Below are 19,403 nucleotides of genomic sequence, written 5' to 3' on the forward strand. Positions count from 1 at the left end.
GCAAGACCGCTCACGTCTTTTCACGCGCCGCTTGTCTGAGCAACGCGCTTGTCAGCAGCGCTACAGAAACATCAAAAAGTTCAACAGAAAAATATTGATCACCAGCAGCGTCAACGCCGTCGGAATCTGCGCCTTGATCACTGCATTCTTGTCGGGTAATTCGAGCAGCGCGACCGGCACCATGTTGAAGTTTGCGGCCATCGGCGTCATCAGCGTGCCGCAGTAGCCGGAGAACATGCCGATCGCGGCCATCACGGCCGGGTTGCCGTGGAATACGCCGACGAGGATCGGCACCCCGACGCCGCCCGTCATCACCGGAAACGCCGCGAAGCCGTTGCCCATCACCATCGTGAACAACGCCATGCCGATGCAGTACACGGCCACCGCGACGAAGCGGTAGTCGAGGCTGATATACGACGTGGTCACGTGCGCGACCGCCTTGCCGACGCCCGCGTCCGAGAACACGAGGCCGAGCATGCCGAGCATCTGCGGCAGCACCGCGGCCCACGACAGCGCATCGACGAGGCGGCGCGCCTCCTTCATCGACTGACCGACCGTGTCGCGCGTGATCATGCAGGCGATCGCGAGCGCAATCACGCAGCCGATGCCGAAGCCGATCAGCGTGACGTTGGCCTTCTCGATCAGCGGCACGCCGCCGAACACGAGATGGCTTGCCGCTAGCGTGATGATCACGGTGATGACCGGAATCGTCAGCGCGGGCACGAACAGCTTGTTGCGCAGACGCGCGGCGCTCGCTTGACGCGCTTCGAGCGACAGCGTCTTCGGCTTGCCCGCGGTGACGCCGCCGAAGCCCGCGATCAGCGCCATCGCGATCACCGCGACGCCGACCACGGCCGGCGGCAGCCGGTCGCCGATCAGGAAGATCAGCGCGTAAAGAATCCAGAAGCCGCCCGCGGTGAAGCGGCGCGGATGCTGGCGGTCCGCAACGATCATGCCGCCGACGATCAGCAGCACGATGCCGAGCAACCAGAACAGATAAGTGATCGTGAAGGTCATGCTTCGTCTCCGGTAGCACGTGTGGCCGACGACGGTTTCGATGCGGCAGTCGCTTTCGCGCTAGAAGTACCGCCCGACACCTTGCCGCGCAATTCACGCTCGAGCCACCGGTCGAGCAGCCAGAGCCGGAAGCCGTGCACGATGAACGCGCTGATCGCGGTCGGAATGCCCCACACCGCAACGTGAATCGGCTCCACGACGATGCCCGCTTCCTTCAGGAAGGTCGTCATCAGCACGATCGCTCCGAACGCGACGAAGATGTCCTCACCGAAAAAGAGGCCGACGTTGTCGGTTGCGGCCGAGAACGCGCGCAGCCGGAAGCGCACCGCGTCGCTGATCTTGCCGAAGCGGTTCTCGGTCGCGCCCTCGGCCATCGGCGCGATCAGCGGACGCACCATCTGCGGATGGCCGCCGAGCCCGGTCAGGCCGACCGCGGCGGTCAGCTCGCGCACGGCCAGATAGACGATCAACAGACGCCCGGCGGTCGCCGCCTTGATGCCGCTGATCCATGCCTGCGCACGCTCGCGCAGGCCATGTCGTTCGAGCAGGCCGATCACCGCGAGCGGCAGCAGGATGATCAGCGGGATGTTGCGCGTCTTGATGAAGCCGGTGCCGATCAGCGCGAGGATTTTTTCCGGCGGGAAATGCGCGGCGAAACCGGTGACGATCGCGGCGACGGCCACGATCAGCATCGGATTGAAGCGCAACAGAAAGCCAACGATGATGACCGCCACGCCGATGAGCGGCCAAAGACTGACAGTTGTCTGCATCAGGGTCTCCAAAGAGGTTACAACTTCGCCGCGGGTGGCGGCTGACGTGAACCGGTGCATGCGGCCCCATGCGCCGGCGTGCTGCCGCGGCTCTGCGGCCGCGTCGAACTCTCTTTACCTGCCCCGCGGATGCGTGTGCGTCGGCATCGGCGGGTTTGCAGCGGGCATCACCGCGCGAGGCGTGCACGGTGGCGATGCGAACGCTCAGACGCGCGCGGCGCCCGCCGGGTGCACCTCGATGCCGGCGTCGGCGAGCGCGGCGCGAATGCGTCGCGCGAACGCGAGCGCGTGCGGGCCGTCGCCGTGCAGGCAGATGGTTTGCGCCTTCAACGGCACCCACTGTCCGTCGACGGCCTTCACGCGTTGCTCGCGGATCATCGTAAGCGTGCGCGCGAGCACTTCGTCCTCGTCGTCGAGCAGCGCGCCCGGCTCCTTGCGCGGCACCAGCGAGCCGTCGGCGCGATAGCCGCGGTCGGCGAACACTTCCTCGATCGCGGTCAGGCCCGCGTTGCGCGCGGCGCTGACGAGCCCGCTGTTGGCGAGCGCGAACACCGCCACCGACGGATCGAAGTCGTGCACCGCGGAGACGATCGCGTCGGCGATCTTCGCGTCGCGCGCGGCCTGGTTGTACAGCGCGCCGTGCGGCTTCACATGCGCGATGCGTCCGCCCTCGGCCTGCGCGATCGCCGACAGCGCACCGAGCTGATACAGCACGCCCGCGTAGATCTCGCCCGCCGGCAGATCCATTTCCTTCCGGCCGAAATTCTCCGGATCGTTGAAGCTCGGATGCGCGCCGATCGACACGCCTTTCTGCACGGCCCAGCGCACGCAGTCGCGCATCGCGTTGGGTCCGCCCGCATGCCAGCCGCATGCGATGTTGGCCGAGCTCACGAGGTCGAGCAGCGCCTCGTCGGAGCCGCAGCCTTCGCCGAGATCGGCGTTCAGGTCGATTTCCATGGGGACTCCCCTTCTCACCGTTACAGCGCCGCGAGCGCCGCCTGGCGCGTGCAACGCTCTTCATGCATCGCGATCGCGGCATCGATCTGCCGCAGATACGTGCGTTCTTCCAGCAAAGCCTGGCGCGCCTCGTAGGGCGTCGTCGGGATGAAACGGACCGCCGCGTTCAGGCGCACCTGCGCGAGCTTCCACAGATCGGCCTGGATCACCGCGCCGATCTTCGGATAGCCGCCGGTGGTCTGCGCATCGCTCATCAGCACGATCGGCTGACCGTTCGGCGGCACCTGGATCGTGCCGGGCAGCACCGCGTGCGACAGCAGATCGGTCTTGTGCGTGCGTTTCAGTTCCGTGCCCGCGAGGCGGTAGCCCATGCGGTTGCTGTTCGGCGTGACGAGCCACTCGTCGGACCAGAACGACTGCTGCGCATCCGTGGTGAAGCTGTCGTATTCGGGGCCGCGCAGCACGCGGATCGGAACCGCCCACGGCACGCCCGACGGATGTCGGCCGCGCCGCAGCGGCTCGGGGACCAGCACGAACTTGCACCATGTGGGCGCCTTCACGCCGAACGCGGGCGCCTCCGGCGCGAAGCCGAGTTGGCCGCGCTGCGGCGGCGCGCCGACCGGCAGACGGTCGCCATCGTTGAGCGCGCGGCCGCCGAGTCCGCCGAAACGACCGGCGAGATCGGTGCTGCGCGAGCCGAGCATCGGCAGTACGTCGATGCCGCCCGCCACGCACACATAACCGCGCATGCCGCGCTTCGCCGCGTTCAGCACGAGTTCCTGGCCGGCCTGCACGGGCAGGCTCCACCATGAAAAGACCGGCTTGCCGTCCAGCGTCGAGCCGAAGTCGGGGCCGGCGATGGCGACGCGCGTTGCGCGCAGAAAGCGCAGCACGGTCGGACCGAAGGTGATTTCGAGGCCGGCCGCATCCGGGCGATTGCCGACCAGCCGGTTGCCGACTTCGAGCGACAACCGGTCGAGCGCACCACTCATCGCGACACCGAGATGCCGGTAGCCGTGGCGGCCGAGGTCCTGGATCGTGGTCTGGAGACCCGCGCGGATCACGTCGATCATGCGTGCATCCCCGCGATCGTGAAGCGCACCCGGTCGCCGGGCTGCAGCAGGGTGGGCGGGCGGCGCGCCGGGTCGAACAGCGGCACCTCGGTGCGGCCGATCAGCTGCCAGCCGCCCGGCGACACCGCCGGATAGATGCCGGTCTGCTCGCCGCCGATGCCGACCGAGCCCGCCGGCACTTCGAGCCGTGGCGACGCGCGGCGCGGCGTGTGCAGCGCCGCGTCGAGCCCACCCATATAGGCGAAGCCGGGCTGAAAGCCGAGAAAGAACACCACGTAGGCGCCGCCCGCATGACGCTCGACGACCTCGCTCGCGCTCAAGCCCGTATGTTCGGCGACCGCCTGCAGATCGGGGCCGAATGCGCCGCCGTACTGCACCGGAATTTCGACGTCGCGTCCCGGCGCGGCGACTTTGGCCGCTGCGTTCCAGGCCGTCAGCAACTGCTCGCCGAGCGCGTCGGCGTCGGTCGCGAGCGGGTCGAACACAAGTGTCAGATTGTTCATGCCGGGCACGACTTCGAGCACCTGCGGCCAGTCGCGCGCGGCTTCAGCGGCGGCCCACACGCGCTGCTGGCACTCCAGCGTGGCGGGCGGGGGCGCTTCGCAGACGAGCGCGGCATCGCCGAGGGGAAAGATTCGTGGTTGGCTCATGGCTGGGCGGCCCGGATCGAGTCTGAAAATGAGGGGGACGGCGCGATGCGTGGGCGCATGTCCGGCATGGAGTCGGCGACGATTGGAGAATACATTATCAATAAAATATCGATGATTTACCAATAAGCGTTTTCGCCAGGCTCGTCGGCGACTGGGCATCGTCGTACACTTGCGACACTTTTCCAGCCCATTTTCGTCACGGGAACCTCGTATGACGCGTCATCCCACCAAGATCGTTTCGTCGGAACACCTCGTCTCCGAGAGCAGCGCGGAGCTGTCCGAGCTCGAATACGCGCTGATCATGGCGGGCAATGCGTTCAACCGCTGGATGGTGCGCTGCATGTCGGCGGCCGGCGACAAGGACATGACCGCGATCGAGGTGTCGCTGCTGCACCACGTGAGCCATCGCGAGCGCCGCAAGAAACTAGCGGACATCTGCTTCGTGCTGAACATCGAAGACACGCACGTCGCGACTTACGCGTTGAAAAAGCTCGTAGCTAGAGGGTACGTAAAAAGCGAAAAGACCGGCAAGGAAGTGTTCTTTTCCGCCACCGACGCGGGCCGCGAGCTATGCCTGAAGTATCGCGAGGTGCGCGAAAACTGCCTGATCTCGACGCTCAAGGAAAGCGGCCTGACCAACCAGCAGATCGGCGAGGCCGCGCAGTTGATGCGCAATGCGTCGGGGCTGTACGACACGGCGGCGCGCGCGGCCGCTTCGCTGTAACGACGAAATAGCGCGCAAACGCCGCGCGTCACACGCCGCGCATCGCGCGTTCAGTCCGGCAGCGCCGGATGAAACCCCGCTTCGGTCACGATCAGATCGAGCGGAATGTCGTGCGCCTCACGCTCCAGCGTGTCGGTGCGGCATGCTTCGTACGCGATGCCGACCGTGATCGGCTTGTGCGCGGCCGGCCAGCGGGCCAGCGTGCGGTCGTAATAGCCGCCGCCGTAGCCGAGGCGATAGCCGTCCGAGTCAAAACCCACGCAGGGCACGAACAGCAGCTCGGGCAGCACGACGCGCCCCGAAGTGGGCTCCGCAATCTTGTGATGGCCGATTTTCATCGGCGTCGCGGGCGTCCACGCATGGAATTCGAGTGCCATGCCACGTTCTTTAATGATTGGCAGACTGGCTTCGTGATGCGAATCCGCGGCGAGCCAGATCCCGATCGCGCCGCGCGCGTCGAACTCGCCGGCGAGCGGCCAGTAGAATCCGGCGCTGCGTACCGCGTAGTGCTTCAGCGCGTCGAGCATTCGACGCCCGAGCGTGGCGTTCTTCGACGGCTCGGAAGCCGCTTGCAGACGGCTTTCCAGCAACATCCGGCGCAGCGCCTTTTTCGTTGCGGGGACAGGGTTGCATGCTATGCTTGGGTCCAATTCGCGCTCCAGAAACAACGATGTCAAAACGCCTTTTTCGAGTATATCGCGCGGCCGGTATCGCGCTGGCCGCAGCGGCACTCGTGGCCTGCAGTACTGCCTCGGCCGTCAAGCCTCTCCCGATCTCCCAACTCACGAACGACGACCAGATTTTCGTCCAGCTTCGCGAAGCCGCGCGCACTAACGACGCGGCGCGCGCAGCCCAGCTCGCAAGCATGATCCCGAATTATCCGGCGCCCTCTTATCTGGAGTACTTCCAGATCAAGCCGCAACTGTTCGATTCGACCGGCCATGCGCGCATCGACGCGCCGGACGCGCCGGTGCTCGCGTTCCTGCAGAAGTACGACGGCCAGGCAATCGCCGATCGCATGCGCAACGACTATCTGACCGTGCTAGGCACGCGTCACGACTGGCGCAACTTCGACCAGCAGTACGCGAAGTTCGTGCTCGACGACGACACTCAGGTCAAGTGCTACGCGCTCGAATCGCGCGCGTCGCGCGGCGAGAACGTCGCGGACGCGGCACGCGCGCTGCTCGTCGATCCGAAGTGGTACGGCGACGGCTGCGTCGATCTGATCACGGTGCTCGGCGTGAACCATCAGTTCAGCAGCGACGACATCTGGGCGCAGATTCGTCTCGCGTACGAGCAGAACTACACGAACACCGGCAGCAAGCTCGTCGACGCGCTCGGCGACCAGCCGCCCGACCCGGTGCTGTTCAGCCAGGCCGCCAATACGCCGCCGCTGCTGCTCGCGCGCAGCGTCGGACCGGATGCGCAATCGCATCAGCTGGCGCTGCTCGCGATCACGCGCATGGCGCGCAACGATCCGGCCATGGCCGCGGCCACGTTTGCATCGGTCGCGCCGTCGCTGAATTCGCCGGAGCGCGCGATCGGCTGGGGCACGATCGGCTATCAGGGCGCGCTCAAGCAGATGCCTGCCGCGGTGGACTGGTTCCGGCTGTCGGCGAACGCGCCGCTGTCGAATCCCGCGTATGAATGGCGCACCCGCAGCGCACTTCTTGCCGGCGACTGGAACATGGTGCGCTGGTCGATCGAGCAGATGCCCGAGTCGCTGCGCAAGCAGCCGTCGTGGGTGTATTGGCACGCGCGCGCGCTGAAGCAGGCTGGCGACACCGCCACGGCCAACCAGGAATTCCAGTCGATCGCGTCGAACTTCAACTTCTACGGCCAGCTCGCGCTGGAAGAGCTCGGCCAGAACATCACCGTGCCGCCGAAAACCACGGTCACCGACGCCGAAGTGCAGCAGGCCGGCACCACGCCGGGTTTCGATCTGGCGCAGCGCTTCTATGCGTTGAATCTGCGGCTCGAAGGCAATCGCGAGTGGAACTGGCCGCTGCGCGGCATGACCGACCGGCAACTGCTGGCGGCCGCCGAGTACGCGCGCCGCATCGAGCTGTACGACCGCACCGTCAACACTGCGGACCGCACGAAGAGCGAGCATGATTTTTCGCTGCGCTATCTATCGCCGTTCCGCAACATCGTCGAGCAGGACGCGCAGTCGAGCGGGCTCGACGTCGAGTGGGCGTACGGGCTGATTCGCCAGGAGTCGCGCTTCATCATCAACGCGCGCTCGGATGTCGGCGCGGGCGGACTGATGCAGCTGATGCCCGCCACCGCGCAACTGGTCGCGAAGAAAATCGGTCTGGGCCCGCTCTCGCGCGAGCAGATGAACGACATCAACACCAATATCCTGCTCGGTACGAACTACCTGGCGATGATCTACAATCAGTTCGACGGGTCCGCCGTGCTGGCCACCGCTGGCTACAACGCAGGTCCGGGCCGTCCGCGCAACTGGCGGCAGTCGCTGCAGCGCCCGGTCGAAGGCGCGGTGTTCGCCGAGGCGATTCCGTTCCAGGAAACTCGCGACTACGTCAAGAATGTGCTGTCCAACACGGTCTACTACGCGGCATTGTTTGAAGGCCGTCCGCAATCGCTGAAGGCGCGCCTGGGTTACATCGCACCGTAAGCGCCTTGCCGCCGCAATCTCGTTTCGAGGTTGCGGCGCGCTTCGCCAGCCGTTGCCGCGGCTTCCATCAGGGAGTCGAAAAATGCGACATCAAGCTATCGCGGTCATCGGCGGCTCCGGGTTCATCGGCAGCTACCTCGTCAACTCGCTCGTCGAAATGGGCAAGGATGTGCGCGTCGCCACGCGGCGACGCTACAACGCGCGCCATCTGACCATGCTGCCGATCGACGTGCTCGAAACCGACGTGTTCGATCCGGTGCAGCTCGCGCGCTTCGTCGAAGGCGCGGATTGCGTGATCAACCTCGTCGGTATCCTGAACGGCAAACGCGGCAAGCCTTATGGACGGGAGTTCGCGCATGCGCACGTCGAGTTGCCGACGCGCATCGTCGCCGCCTGCGAAGGCAAGGGCGTTCATCGGCTGATTCATCTGAGCGCGCTCGGCGCCAATCCGAGCGGCCCGAGCATGTATGCGCGCTCGAAGGGTGACGGCGAGAAGGCGGTGCATGCGGCGAATGTCGCGTGGACGATCTTCCGGCCGTCCGTCGTGTTCGGTCCCGAGGACGCGTTTCTGAACAAGTTCGCGTTTCTGCAGCGCGTGTTTCCAGTCATCCCGCTCGCGATGCCGGACGCGCAATTCCAGCCGGTCTATGTCGGCGACGTCGCGAAGGCGATCGTCAACGTGCTCGATATGGATGGCGCGGGCGGCCGCACCTACGAGCTCGGCGGCCCGACCGTCTATACGCTCGAAGACCTGGTGTCGTATTGCGGCGACGTGATCGGCAAGCATGCGCGCATCATCCGTCTGCCCGAGCCGCTCGCGCGGCTGCAGGCGCTGAGCTTCGAATTGGCGCCGGGCGAACCGGTGATTTCGCGCGACAATCTCGATTCGATGAAGGTCGCCAATATTCTGAGCGGGCCGCTCGCGCCGGAGCTCGGACTGGAACCGATCAGCATCGAAGCGATCGTGCCGACGTATCTGACCGGCGCGGCCTCGGGTTCGCGACTCGACACGTTCCGCGCCAGCGCGGGGCGCTGAAACCTTTTTCCCACTCCCTGATAACAAGCATGAAACTGCTGATTGGTGACAAGAACTATTCGTCGTGGTCGATGCGTCCGTGGCTGCTGCTCACGCACTTCGGCATTCCGTTCGACGAGGAACTGATCCTGCTCAACGAAGCGGACACGAATGCGAAGATCCGCGCTCAGGCACCGCGCGGACCGGGCAAGGTGCCGTGCCTGATCGACGACGCGGGGCAGGCCGTGTGGGATTCGCTCGCGATCGCCGAAACGCTCGCCGAGCGCTTTGCCCAACACGCGCTGTGGCCGCGCGACGCGGCGGCGCGCGCGCATGCGCGCAGCGTCAGCGCCGAGATGCATTCGGGCTTCGGCGAATTGCGCTCGAAGATGTGGATGAACATCCGTGCGTCGTTCCCGGGCAAGAACGCGACGCCGGGCGCGCTCGCCGACATCGCGCGGATCGAGACGATCTGGCGCGACTGCCTCGACACCTACGGCGGTCCGTTCCTGTTCGGCGAATTCGGCATTGCCGACGCGATGTACGCGCCGGTCGCAATGCGCTTCAACACGTGGAAGCCGGCGTTGTCGGAGACCTCGGTCGCCTATGTCGAGCGGCTTACCAAGCTGCCCGCGGTCAACGCATGGATCGATGCCTCGCGCCGTGAAACGCACGCGATCGCCTATCAAGACGAATGCCCATGAATATCTATGCAGTAGGTGGCGCCGTCCGCGACGAGCTGCTCGGCGTACCGGTGCAGGATCGCGACTATGTGGTGGTGGGCGCGACGCCCGAGCAGATGGTCGCGCAGGGTTATCGGCCGGTGGGCAAGGACTTTCCGGTATTCCTGCATCCGCAGACGCACGAGGAGTACGCGCTCGCGCGCACCGAGCGCAAGACGGCGGCCGGTTATCACGGCTTCCAGTTTTTTTATGCGCCCGACGTGACGCTCGAAGAAGACCTCGCGCGCCGCGATCTGACGATCAACGCGATGGCGCGCGAGGTGCGCCCGGACGGTGCGCTGACCGGCCCCGTCATCGATCCGTTCAATGGCCAGGCTGACTTGCGGGCGCGGCTCTTTCGCCATGTCAGCGATGCGTTCCTCGAAGATCCGGTGCGGATTCTGCGCATCGCGCGTTTCGCGGCGCGCTTCGTCGATTTCACGGTCGCGCCGGAAACGCTGGCGCTGATGCGCGAGATGGTCGCCGACGGTGAAGCCGATGCACTGGTGGCCGAGCGCGTGTGGCAGGAAGTATCGCGCGGACTGATGGAGAAGAAGCCGTCGCGGATGTTCGACGTGCTGCGCGACTGCGGCGCGCTCGCGCGGATTCTGCCGGAGATCGATGCGTTGTTCGGCGTGCCGCAGCGCGCCGACTATCACCCCGAAGTCGATACCGGTGTTCACGTGATGATGGTGCTGGACCATGCCGCGCAGCAGGGCTACACGCTGCCGGTGCGCTTCGCGGCGCTGACACACGACCTCGGCAAGGCGACCACGCCCGAGGAGCAACTGCCGCGGCACATCGGCCACGAGGGCCGCAGCGTCGATCTGCTGAAGCCGCTGTGCGAGCGGCTGCGCGTGCCAAATGAATGCCGCGATCTGGCGATGCTGGTCGCGCGCGAGCACGGCAACATTCATCGCGTGATGGAGATGGGGGCGGCGGCACTGGTGCGCCTGCTCGAGCGCAGCGACGCGATCAGGAAGCCGGCGCGCTTCGCCGAGGCGCTGCAGGCCTGCGAGTCCGATGCGCGCGGGCGGCTCGGCCTCGAGATGAGCGAGTACCCGCAGGCCGAGCGGCTGAGGGTGGCGCTGGTGGCCGCGCGAGGCGTGGATGCGGGAGCGGTGGCCAAGCGGCTCGCCGATGCACCGGCCGGCATCAAGGACGCCGTGCATGAGGAGCGGGTGCGCGCGGTGCAAGCGGCGCTTGCCTGAAGCGGTGGTAACGTGAAGCGGCGCGCGGTGCCTACAACACCCGCGCCAACAGCGACAACAGAATCGACAGCACCAGGGTCGACATGAACGGAAACGGATACTCGCGGCCGAACAGCCGCAAGGTCACGTCGCCGGGCATCCGGCCGATGCCGAGCTTCCGCAGCCACGGCCAGCACGACGACAGCACCGCGACGGCGACGAAGGTAGTCAACAGCCAGCGAATCATCACGAGTCCTCGAACCGGAACGGCTTCACAATCACAGCGTATGCGAGCGGTCGCCGCTCGAAAAGGCGCGCAACGTATCGTCGAGTCCGCGTGAAAACGCGATCACCTTGAAGAGCTCGCCCATCTCCGCCTCGGACAGCAGCTTCTGTACCGCGTTGGCCGCGGGCAGAAAACGCCTGGTGTCGGCGGGATCGATTTCGCCGAGCACCTCGGTGACGCCCGCGTTCAGCAGGAAGCGCGCTTGCGAAGTGAAGCCGAGCAGATCCGCGCCGGTCTCGACGCCCGCCTCGGCGATGCCAGTGAATTCGACGTGCGCGGTGATGTCCTGCAGACCGGGGTACAGGAACGGGTCGCCGTGCGCGCGATGCCGGTAGTGGCACATCAGCGTGCCCTGCGCGCGCTGGTCGTGGTAGTACTCGTGGCGCGGAAAGCCGTAGTCGATCAGCAAGATCGCGCCGCGCGCGAGCATCGTGCAGATGGTGCGCGTGAAAGCGCGGGCGGCTTCGTGCGTTTCGGTCACGTAGCCGTCGCCGGCGTTCTCGCGATCAGTATCGATTTCGGTCAGCAGCGCGCGGTCCGCGGCGGCCGCGACGGGGCGGTCGTCGAATGCGAATGCGCCGTCGCGCCAGACCACGCCGCGCTCGTGCCAGACACCGCCGTTTTGCACAAAGAGCCGCACCGGCATCGCATCGAGCACCTCGTTGCCGATCACCACGCCTTCGAAGCGCCCCGGCAATGCGTCGAGCCAGCGTACTTTGGCGAGCAGCGCGGGCGCGGCCGCCGCGATCGTTTCGCGCTGCCGCTCGCGCAGCTCACCCGACAGATCGACGATCGAATAGTTGTCGAATTCGGCGCCGAGGGTGTCGAGCGCATTGAGCAGCCCCGCGGCGAGCTTGCCGGTGCCGGCGCCGAACTCCATCACCTCGCGCGTGCCGCTCGCCTCCAACGCTTCCGCGACCGGGCGCGCGAGCGTCGCGGCGAACAGCGGTGACAATTCCGGCGCGGTGACGAAGTCGCTGCCGTCGTCGGCGCGCAGGCCGAATTTGCGTGCACCGCCGCTGTAGTAGCCGAGCCCCGGCGCGTACAAAGCGCGCTCCATGTAGCGGTCGAACGGCAGCCAGCCGCCGGCCGCTTCGAGCTGCGCGCGGATCTCGGCGACGAGCGCGTCGGACTGCGCGAGCGCGCTCGGGCCGGGAGCAGGTAAACTATCGGGTTGGTGAGCTTTCGGATTCATCCCCGCATTGTAAATGACCGTTTCTCCGGACATCGCTGCCCGCGCGGCCGAAGCGCCGACTGAACCGCCCCGCGTCGTGCTGATTACCGGCGCCGCGCGCCGCATCGGGCGCGCGCTAGCGCTCGGCTTTGCCGCACGCGGCTGGGACGTGGCCGTGCACTATGGCGCCTCGCGTGAGGACGCCGACGAAGTGGTCGCACAGATCGTCGCGCTAGGCCGCCGCGCGGTCGCGCTGCACGCCGAGCTCGGCGACGAGGCACAGGTCGCGCGGCTGCTGCCGGACTGTGCTGCCGCCCTCGGGCGGCCGTCGTGCATCGTCAACAACGCGTCGCGCTTCGAGGAAGACACGGCGCGCGACGTCGGCTACGACCTGCTGCTGAAGCTGACCGCGATGAACGTCGGCGCGCCGCTGGTGCTCGCGCGCATGCTTTACGACGCGACGCCCGATGCCGCGTTGCGCGACGAAAGCCAGCGCAGCGTGGTCATCAATGTGCTGGATCAGAAGCTGTACAACATGAACCCGGACTATCTGTCGTACACGCTGTCGAAGGCGGCGCTGCAGACCGCGACGGTCGCGCTCGCCCAGGCGCTCGCGCCGAAGGTCCGGGTGGTCGGGCTCGCGCCTGGCCTGACCATGCAATCGGGCGACCAGACCCAGCACGGGTTCGAGGCCGCCCACCGTATGACGCCTCTCGGCCGTGCGTCGCGGCCCGAGGATATCGTCGCCGCCGCGCTGTATCTCGCGGATGCAGCCGGCGTCACCGGAACGACGCTGGTGGTCGACGGCGGGCAGCATCTCGTGCCGCTGCCGCGCGACGTAATGTTTTTGACGGGCGCCTGACACGCGCGCGCGGCCAGCCTTCGATGCGGCCGTCACGAGTGGCGCAGCGCCCCTTTGCGTGCCCGCACGCTTTTTTGATTGGAACGAACATGTTTGCCGCTCTTTCGCACCCCCGGCTCGCCGATTGCCGCCGGCTGTTTCTGCGCAATTACGAAGTGCATATCAACATCGGCGTGCACGACTTCGAAAAGCGCGGCGAGCAGCGCGTCGTGATCAACGTCGAACTGTTCGTGCCGCTCGCGATGTCCACGCCGGTGCACGACAAGCTCACCGAAGTCGTCGACTACGATTTCATGCGCTCGACGATCGCCAAGCGCGTGTCGCAAGGCCATATTCATCTGCAGGAAACGCTGTGCGACGACCTCGTGCGCGTGATGCTCGAACATCCGCAGGTGCGCGGCGCGCGCGTGTCGACCGAGAAGCCGGACGTGTATCCGGACTGCGATGCGGTCGGTGTCGAAGTCTTCCGCATCAAGGAGGACTGAGCGATGAATGCACCGGAAATGCTGAATGCAGGCAACCAGGCCGCCGAGGCCACCACGGCCCCGAACGCCGCGCGCGCCCCGAAATCGCCGCTCACGCGCCGCGAGCAGAAAGAAGCGTACGAGAACAACAAGCTGTTCAAGCGCCTCGCGCGCCAGGTCGGCCAGGCGATCGGCGACTACAACATGATCGAGGACGGCGACAAGGTGATGGTGTGCCTGTCGGGCGGCAAAGACAGCTACGCGATGCTCGACATCCTGATGCGGCTGCGCGAGCGCGCGCCGATCAATTTCGACATCGTCGCGGTCAACCTCGACCAGAAGCAGCCGGGCTTCCCCGAGCACGTGCTGCCCGAGTATCTGACCCAGCTCGACATCCCGTTCCACATCGAGAACCAGGACACCTACAGCATCGTCAAGCGGCTCGTGCCGGAGGGCAAGACCACCTGCTCGCTGTGCTCGCGGCTGCGGCGCGGCATCCTGTATCGCGTCGCCGGCGAGCTCGGCGCGACCAAGATCGCGCTCGGCCATCATCGCGACGACATCCTGCAGACGCTGCTGCTGAATCTGTTCTACGGCGGCAAGCTGAAGGGCATGCCGCCCAAGCTGCAATCGGACGACGGCAAGAACATCGTGATCCGGCCGCTTGCCTACGTGAAGGAAACCGATCTGGAGAAGTACGCGGAGCTGCGCGAATTCCCGATCATTCCGTGCAATCTGTGCGGTAGCCAACCAAACCTGAAGCGCGCGGAAATGAAGGCGCTGGTCCGCGACTGGGAGAAGCGTTTCCCGGGTCGCATCGAGAACATGTTCAACGCGCTGTCGAACGTAGTGCCGTCGCATCTGATGGATCACCAGCTGTTTCCGTTCGCGGGGTTGCGCGCGACCGGCGAGGCCGACCCGCAAGGCGACATCGCGTTCGACGAAGAACCGTGCTCGAGCGGCGACGAAGGTGCACCGCTCACCGGCGCGAAGACTATTCCGCTGGTCCAGTTCGACGACCTGTAGAGAGCGAAAATTGCTTGTTTTGGCGGCATTCGGGCGGTTTTCCGCTGGCTTGCACGCCCTGCCGAGGCCGCGTCTGCGGCCTTTTTTGCAGGTGCAGCATGATAGAATCGTGCGCTCCAAACTCGTCTATTTGCCGACGCCATGAACATCGTCATTTTGGCGGCAGGTACCGGCAAGCGCATGCGGTCCGCGCTTCCCAAGGTGCTCCATCCTCTGGCCGGCCGGCCGCTCCTCGCTCATGTCATCGACACCGCCCGCGCGCTGAAGCCCGCGCGCCTGATCGTCGTGATCGGCCACGGCGCCGAAGCCGTGCGCGACGCCGTCGCGGCGCCCGATATCCAGTTCGCGGTGCAGGAGCAACAGCTCGGCACCGGCCACGCGGTGCAGCAGGCGCTGCCGCTGCTCGATCCTTCGTTGCCCACGCTGGTGCTCTATGGCGACGTGCCGCTCACGCGCGCGCAAACGCTGCGCGCACTGACAGAGCGCGCCGGCCAGGACGGCTACGGCGTACTCACCGTCACGCTCGACGACCCGAGCGGCTACGGCCGCATCGTGCGCGATCAGCATGGCAACGTGCAGCGCATCGTCGAGCAGAAGGACGCAAATCCGGAGCAGCTGAAGGTCGCTGAAATCAACACCGGCATCATCGTCGCGCCGACCGCGCGCCTTGCCGGCTGGCTCGCGGCGCTCAAGAACGACAACGCGCAAGGCGAGTTCTATCTGACCGACGCGGTCGAGATGGCGATCGAAGCCGGCCTCGAAGTCGTCACCACGCAGCCCGACGACGAGTGGGAAACGCTCGGCGTCAACAGCAAGCAGCAGCTCGCCGAACTCGAGCGGATTCATCAGCGCAACGTCGCCGACGCGCTGCTCGTCGCGGGCGTGACGCTCGTCGACCCCGCGCGCGTCGACGTGCGCGGCACGCTCGAATGCGGCCGCGACGTATCGATCGACGTCAACTGCGTGTTCGAAGGCAGCGTGTCGCTCGCTGACAACGTCAGCATCGGGCCGAACTGCGTGATTCGCAACGCGCGTATCGGCGCGGGTACGCGGGTCGATGCGTTCACGCACATCGAAGGCGCGGAAGTCGGCGCGAAAGCCGTTGTCGGTCCGTATGCGCGCTTGCGCACAGGCGCGGCGCTGCAAGACGAGTCTCATGTAGGGAACTTCGTCGAGATCAAGAACGCTGTGCTCGGTCATGGCTCGAAAGCCAACCACCTCAGCTACATCGGCGACGCGGATGTCGGTGCGCGCGTGAATATCGGCGCGGGCACGATCACCTGCAACTACGACGGCGCCAATAAATTCCGCACCGTGATCGAGGACGACGTGTTCGTCGGCTCGGACACGCAACTGGTCGCACCGGTGCGCGTGCAGCGCGGCGCGACGATCGCGGCCGGCACCACGGTGTGGAAAGACGTCGCCGCGAATGCGCTGGTGTTGAACGATAAAACCCAGACGAGCAAGACGGGCTACGTGCGCCCAGTCAAAAAGAAAAGCTGATCGATATGGCGTGCCCACGAGGCGCGCTCACTGAATTCGGCACTGAAAAGGAATACACCATGTGCGGCATTGTCGGCGCGGTTGCGCAACGTAATATCGTTCCCGTCCTGATCGAAGGACTGCGACGTCTCGAATATCGCGGCTACGATTCGTGCGGCGTCGCCGTGCTCGGCGCTCGCGGGCCGAGCCGCGCACGCAGCGTCGCGCGCGTCGCCGACCTCGACGCTCAGGTGCGCGAAGGTCACCTCGAAGGCGTGACGGGCATCGCGCATACACGCTGGGCCACGCATGGCGCGCCGGTCACCGATAACGCGCACCCGATCTTCTCGCGCGACGCGCTGGCGTTGGTACACAACGGCATCATCGAGAACTACGAGGCCTTGCGCGAAATGCTTCGTGGCAAGGGTTATGAGTTCGTGTCACAAACCGACACCGAGGTTATTGCTCACCTGATCCATAGCCTGTATCGCGGCGACCTGTTCGCCGCGGTGCGCGAAGCCATCGCACAACTGCACGGCGCGTATGCGATCGCGGTGCTGCATAAGGACCAGCCGCATACGGTGGTCGGCGCCCGCCAGGGCTCGCCGCTCGTAGTCGGACTCGGCGACGGTGAAAACTTCCTGGCCTCGGACGCGCTCGCGCTCGCCGGCAGCACCGAGCGCTTCATCTTCCTCGAGGAAGGCGACGTCTGCGAACTGTCGCTCGATGGCGTGCGCATCGCCGATCGCCAGGGCGAGATCGCGCAACGCGAGGTGCGTCAGGTCGCAGCCTATGGCGGTGCGGTCGAACTCGGCCCGTATCGCCACTTCATGCAGAAGGAGATCTTCGAGCAGCCGCGCGCGATCACCGACACGATTCCGCAAGCCGACGCGTTCGATGCGTCGATCTTCGGCGAAGGCGCGCGCCAGGTGTTCGCGGACATCGACAGCCTGCTGATTCTCGCGTGCGGCACCAGCTACTACTCGGGACTCACCGCCAAGTACTGGCTCGAATCGATCGCGAAGATTCCGACTCAGGTCGAGATCGCGAGCGAGTATCGCTATCGCGAGTCGGTGCCGAATCCGAAGTCGCTGGTGGTGGTGATCTCGCAGTCGGGCGAAACCGCCGACACGCTCGCGGCGCTCAAGCACGCGCAGGAACTCGGCCACCAGCACACGCTCGCGATCTGCAACGTCGGGACGAGCGCGATGGTGCGGCAGACCGAGTTGTCGTTCCTCACGCATGCGGGCCGCGAGATCGGCGTCGCGTCGACCAAGGCATTCACGACGCAGCTGGTCGCACTGTTCACGCTGGCGGCAACGCTCGCGAAGCTGCGCGGACGTTTGAGCGACGAGCAGGAAGCGAGTTATCTGAAGCAGTTGCGCCACCTGCCGGCCGCGCTGAACAGCGTGCTCGCGCTGGAGCCGCAGATCATCGCCTGGTCGGAGGAGTTTTCGCGCAAGGAACACGCATTGTTCCTCGGACGCGGCATGCATTATCCGATCGCGCTCGAAGGCGCGTTGAAGCTCAAGGAAATTTCGTATATCCACGCCGAGGCGTATCCGGCTGGCGAGCTGAAGCACGGGCCGTTGGCGCTCGTGACCGAAGCGATGCCGGTGGTGACGGTTGCGCCGAATGACGCGCTGCTCGAAAAGCTGAAGTCGAACATCCAGGAAGTGCGCGCGCGCGGCGGCGAGCTGTATGTGTTCGCCGATGCGGATACGAAAATCGTCAACGGCGAAGGGCTGCATGTGATCCGGATGCCCGAGCACTATGGCTTGCTGTCGCCGATCCTGCACGTGGTGCCGCTGCAGTTGCTCGCGTATCACACCGCGTGTGCGCGTGGCACGGATGTGGATAAGCCGCGCAATCTGGCGAAGTCGGTGACGGTGGAGTGACGACGAAGCAGAAGACGTAACGACGACGGCGGCGGCGACGAACCGGGCCGCCGGCTCCGCCAAATCAGCCGCACCGCCATTCGGTGCGGTGCGGCTGACGAAACATCCACCGCTCAAATCGGCATCTGTCGTTCCACGATGCCTCGACGTGACGACGCCGCATCGACTACCCTCTGTCGACATCCCGTGGCCACGTTCCATGAAGACCTCATCTCGCACCACGCTCACCGAGAAGCTCAAGTCGCGAGTCGTACTGATCGCGCTGTTCGTCGGTTCGATGTGGGCCCTGTTCTTTCTGTCGGTTGCGTTGCCGTTCCTGCATCTGGACGAACACGGTGTCGTGCCGCGTACGTTCGGCGGCTTGCAAGGGATTCTGTTCGCGCCGTGGCTGCATGCGAGCGTCGGGCATATCGCGGCCAACACGAGCGCGCTCGTCGTGCTGGGCTGGCTGTGTACGTGGCCGCACATCGGCGGCTTCTGGCGCGCGACCATCGGCGCGATGCTCGGCGCCGGTCTTTGCGCGTGGCTGTTCGGCGCGCCGTATTCGGTGCATATCGGCGCGAGTGGACTGGTGTTTGGCTATGCGGGTTACCTGATCGCACGCGGCTACTACACGCGCAATCTGGCGTCGATCCTCGTGGCTCTAATCGTGGTCGGCAGCTACGGTCTGAGTTTGCTGTTCGGTGTGCTGCCGATCTATCCCGATGTGTCGTGGCAGAGCCATATCGGCGGCGTCATCGGCGGTGTGCTCGCGGCACGCTCGGGGGCTGGGGCTGCGCGCCGGGTGCGGGCGCGCTGACGGAGACCTCGCCGTTCGTTGGAATGGACCCGGTTCGAGGGTGTCTCGGCCTACAACTCCGGCCGCGCCAGATCGCTCGCGACGATGTGTTCGCCATACACCTGCGCGGCCGCGAGTGCTTCGACGCGGCTCGGATGCGGGCCGAGTTCGGGCGCGCCGTCGAACGGAAACAGCACGCGGCCGTCGGTCGTGCGCACGACCTTCAACACGCCGAAGAAGCGCCGGTAGCCGGCCATCTTCGCGCTCGCCGAAATCTCGAAGTCGTCGTCCGATGTGCCCGGGACGCTGGGAATAAACGCGGTCTTGCTCATAGCTGAAAACATCGGTTGTTCATCGAGGCGGTGCGCAACGCGATCCGCACGGCGGACGTGCATTGTCTCAAATCCGCGCGAACGATGAAGCGAGGCCCCCCTCGCCACGCGATCGAGCGCTTCGAGCGCGAAGACCCGAGCTCTCATCCGTACACGAGCAAGTTCGATTGCTACCTCGACAGAAAAGTGCAACTAACTGCACAAGAGTTGCGAGGCAAAGGCTGTTCGACGACCCCGCCGGCGGCAATTGCGCGTCCTGTCATATCGACCAGCCGGGCGCGAACATAGCCCATCCGCTCTTCACCGCGTTCCTCGCAACGCTGACCGACGGCTATGAACTGAAGA

20 protein-coding genes and 1 pseudogene are annotated in these 19,403 nt (G+C 65.8%); 12 read left to right on the forward strand and 9 right to left on the reverse strand.

Annotated features, from left to right (window positions below; all coding sequences use genetic code 11):
* Window positions 1-60 precede the first annotated feature (60 nt).
* From AB3X95_RS31925 to pxpB, 5 genes are all read right to left on the reverse strand, one after another.
* On the reverse strand, window positions 61-1,017 hold the full coding sequence (locus tag AB3X95_RS31925; protein ID WP_368623379.1) for a DUF979 domain-containing protein: 957 nt from the start codon (window positions 1,015-1,017) through the stop codon (window positions 61-63).
* Complete coding sequence (locus AB3X95_RS31930; RefSeq protein WP_176110043.1) at window positions 1,014-1,787, reverse strand: DUF969 domain-containing protein; 774 nt, start codon at window positions 1,785-1,787, stop codon at window positions 1,014-1,016. Before AB3X95_RS31930 ends, AB3X95_RS31925 begins: the two co-directional genes overlap by 4 nt.
* 204 nt (window positions 1,788-1,991) lie before the next feature.
* Complete coding sequence (gene pxpA / locus AB3X95_RS31935) at window positions 1,992-2,744, reverse strand: 5-oxoprolinase subunit PxpA (RefSeq protein WP_152852541.1); 753 nt, start codon at window positions 2,742-2,744, stop codon at window positions 1,992-1,994.
* A gap of 20 nt (window positions 2,745-2,764) precedes the next feature.
* Window positions 2,765-3,817 carry a biotin-dependent carboxyltransferase family protein gene (locus AB3X95_RS31940; protein ID WP_176110045.1) on the reverse strand — a complete coding sequence of 351 codons (1,053 nt, stop codon included), beginning with the start codon at window positions 3,815-3,817 and terminating at the stop codon, window positions 2,765-2,767.
* Window positions 3,814-4,467, reverse strand: a complete 654-nt coding sequence (gene pxpB, locus AB3X95_RS31945) for a 5-oxoprolinase subunit PxpB (RefSeq protein ID WP_368623380.1) — start codon at window positions 4,465-4,467, stop codon at window positions 3,814-3,816. The genes AB3X95_RS31940 and pxpB overlap by 4 nt, the downstream gene beginning before the upstream one ends.
* A 211-nt stretch (window positions 4,468-4,678) precedes the next feature.
* Between pxpB and AB3X95_RS31950 the strand changes: the two genes are divergently transcribed.
* Window positions 4,679-5,191, forward strand: a complete 513-nt coding sequence (locus tag AB3X95_RS31950) for a winged helix DNA-binding protein (protein WP_018418717.1) — start codon at window positions 4,679-4,681, stop codon at window positions 5,189-5,191.
* A 50-nt stretch (window positions 5,192-5,241) separates the two neighbouring features.
* On the opposite strand, the gene AB3X95_RS31955 is transcribed toward AB3X95_RS31950, so the two are convergent.
* On the reverse strand, window positions 5,242-5,784 hold the full coding sequence (locus AB3X95_RS31955) for a 5-formyltetrahydrofolate cyclo-ligase (RefSeq protein ID WP_260332161.1): 543 nt from the start codon (window positions 5,782-5,784) through the stop codon (window positions 5,242-5,244).
* 77 nt (window positions 5,785-5,861) lie between these two features.
* Here AB3X95_RS31955 and AB3X95_RS31960 point away from each other — a divergent pair, with 77 nt between their 5' ends.
* The 4 genes from AB3X95_RS31960 (at window position 5,862) to AB3X95_RS31975 (ending at window position 10,777) form a co-directional block, all read left to right on the forward strand.
* Window positions 5,862-7,829 carry a lytic transglycosylase domain-containing protein gene (locus tag AB3X95_RS31960; RefSeq protein ID WP_184226265.1) on the forward strand — a complete coding sequence of 656 codons (1,968 nt, stop codon included), beginning with the start codon at window positions 5,862-5,864 and terminating at the stop codon, window positions 7,827-7,829.
* An 82-nt stretch (window positions 7,830-7,911) separates the two neighbouring features.
* Entirely contained in the window at window positions 7,912-8,865 is a 954-nt protein-coding gene (locus AB3X95_RS31965) for a complex I NDUFA9 subunit family protein (RefSeq protein ID WP_184226266.1), read from the forward strand.
* Window positions 8,866-8,894: 29 nt separating this feature from the next.
* The gene (locus AB3X95_RS31970; protein ID WP_184226267.1) at window positions 8,895-9,548 is read left to right on the forward strand and encodes a glutathione S-transferase family protein; all 654 of its coding nucleotides are present in this window, start codon (window positions 8,895-8,897) and stop codon (window positions 9,546-9,548) included.
* Window positions 9,545-10,777: a multifunctional CCA addition/repair protein gene (locus AB3X95_RS31975; RefSeq protein WP_176124569.1), complete on the forward strand. Its 1,233-nt coding sequence runs from the start codon at window positions 9,545-9,547 to the stop codon at window positions 10,775-10,777. The genes AB3X95_RS31970 and AB3X95_RS31975 overlap by 4 nt, the downstream gene beginning before the upstream one ends.
* 31 nt (window positions 10,778-10,808) lie before the next feature.
* Here AB3X95_RS31975 and AB3X95_RS31980 read toward each other — a convergent pair whose 3' ends face one another.
* Together AB3X95_RS31980 and AB3X95_RS31985 are read right to left on the reverse strand one after the other, a co-directional pair.
* Window positions 10,809-11,003: a DUF2905 domain-containing protein gene (locus AB3X95_RS31980; protein WP_013090808.1), complete on the reverse strand. Its 195-nt coding sequence runs from the start codon at window positions 11,001-11,003 to the stop codon at window positions 10,809-10,811.
* Window positions 11,004-11,034: 31 nt separating this feature from the next.
* The gene (locus AB3X95_RS31985) at window positions 11,035-12,237 is read right to left on the reverse strand and encodes a class I SAM-dependent methyltransferase (protein ID WP_368623381.1); all 1,203 of its coding nucleotides are present in this window, start codon (window positions 12,235-12,237) and stop codon (window positions 11,035-11,037) included.
* A gap of 13 nt (window positions 12,238-12,250) precedes the next feature.
* Here AB3X95_RS31985 and AB3X95_RS31990 point away from each other — a divergent pair, with 13 nt between their 5' ends.
* The 6 genes from AB3X95_RS31990 to AB3X95_RS32015 all read left to right on the forward strand — a co-directional run bounded on the left by AB3X95_RS31990 (window position 12,251) and on the right by AB3X95_RS32015 (window position 18,747).
* Window positions 12,251-13,078 (forward strand): SDR family oxidoreductase, encoded by an 828-nt coding sequence (locus tag AB3X95_RS31990; RefSeq protein ID WP_176124573.1) that lies wholly within the window; start codon window positions 12,251-12,253, stop codon window positions 13,076-13,078.
* Window positions 13,079-13,167: 89 nt separating this feature from the next.
* A complete protein-coding gene (locus AB3X95_RS31995) occupies window positions 13,168-13,563 on the forward strand; it encodes a dihydroneopterin aldolase (protein ID WP_013090805.1) in 396 nt (131 codons plus the stop codon).
* A gap of 3 nt (window positions 13,564-13,566) precedes the next feature.
* Complete coding sequence (gene ttcA / locus AB3X95_RS32000; RefSeq protein ID WP_176110058.1) at window positions 13,567-14,568, forward strand: tRNA 2-thiocytidine(32) synthetase TtcA; 1,002 nt, start codon at window positions 13,567-13,569, stop codon at window positions 14,566-14,568.
* 141 nt (window positions 14,569-14,709) lie between these two features.
* Window positions 14,710-16,071 carry a bifunctional UDP-N-acetylglucosamine diphosphorylase/glucosamine-1-phosphate N-acetyltransferase GlmU gene (glmU, locus tag AB3X95_RS32005; protein WP_368623382.1) on the forward strand — a complete coding sequence of 454 codons (1,362 nt, stop codon included), beginning with the start codon at window positions 14,710-14,712 and terminating at the stop codon, window positions 16,069-16,071.
* A gap of 59 nt (window positions 16,072-16,130) precedes the next feature.
* On the forward strand, window positions 16,131-17,948 hold the full coding sequence (gene glmS / locus AB3X95_RS32010) for a glutamine--fructose-6-phosphate transaminase (isomerizing) (RefSeq protein WP_368623383.1): 1,818 nt from the start codon (window positions 16,131-16,133) through the stop codon (window positions 17,946-17,948).
* 199 nt (window positions 17,949-18,147) lie between these two features.
* The gene (locus tag AB3X95_RS32015) at window positions 18,148-18,747 is read left to right on the forward strand and encodes a rhomboid family intramembrane serine protease (RefSeq protein ID WP_368623384.1); all 600 of its coding nucleotides are present in this window, start codon (window positions 18,148-18,150) and stop codon (window positions 18,745-18,747) included.
* 50 nt (window positions 18,748-18,797) lie between these two features.
* Here AB3X95_RS32015 and AB3X95_RS32020 read toward each other — a convergent pair whose 3' ends face one another.
* A complete protein-coding gene (locus tag AB3X95_RS32020) occupies window positions 18,798-19,058 on the reverse strand; it encodes a DUF6723 family protein (RefSeq protein WP_176124588.1) in 261 nt (86 codons plus the stop codon).
* A 108-nt stretch (window positions 19,059-19,166) separates the two neighbouring features.
* On the opposite strand from AB3X95_RS32020, the pseudogene AB3X95_RS32025 reads away from it, so the two are divergent.
* Window positions 19,167-19,369, forward strand: a pseudogene (locus AB3X95_RS32025) (cytochrome-c peroxidase); the annotation flags it as partial.
* Between the last annotated feature and the right edge of the window lie 34 nt (window positions 19,370-19,403).

The organism is Paraburkholderia sp. BR13444 (assembly GCF_040948755.1).
Taxonomy (GTDB): domain Bacteria; phylum Pseudomonadota; class Gammaproteobacteria; order Burkholderiales; family Burkholderiaceae; genus Paraburkholderia; species Paraburkholderia youngii.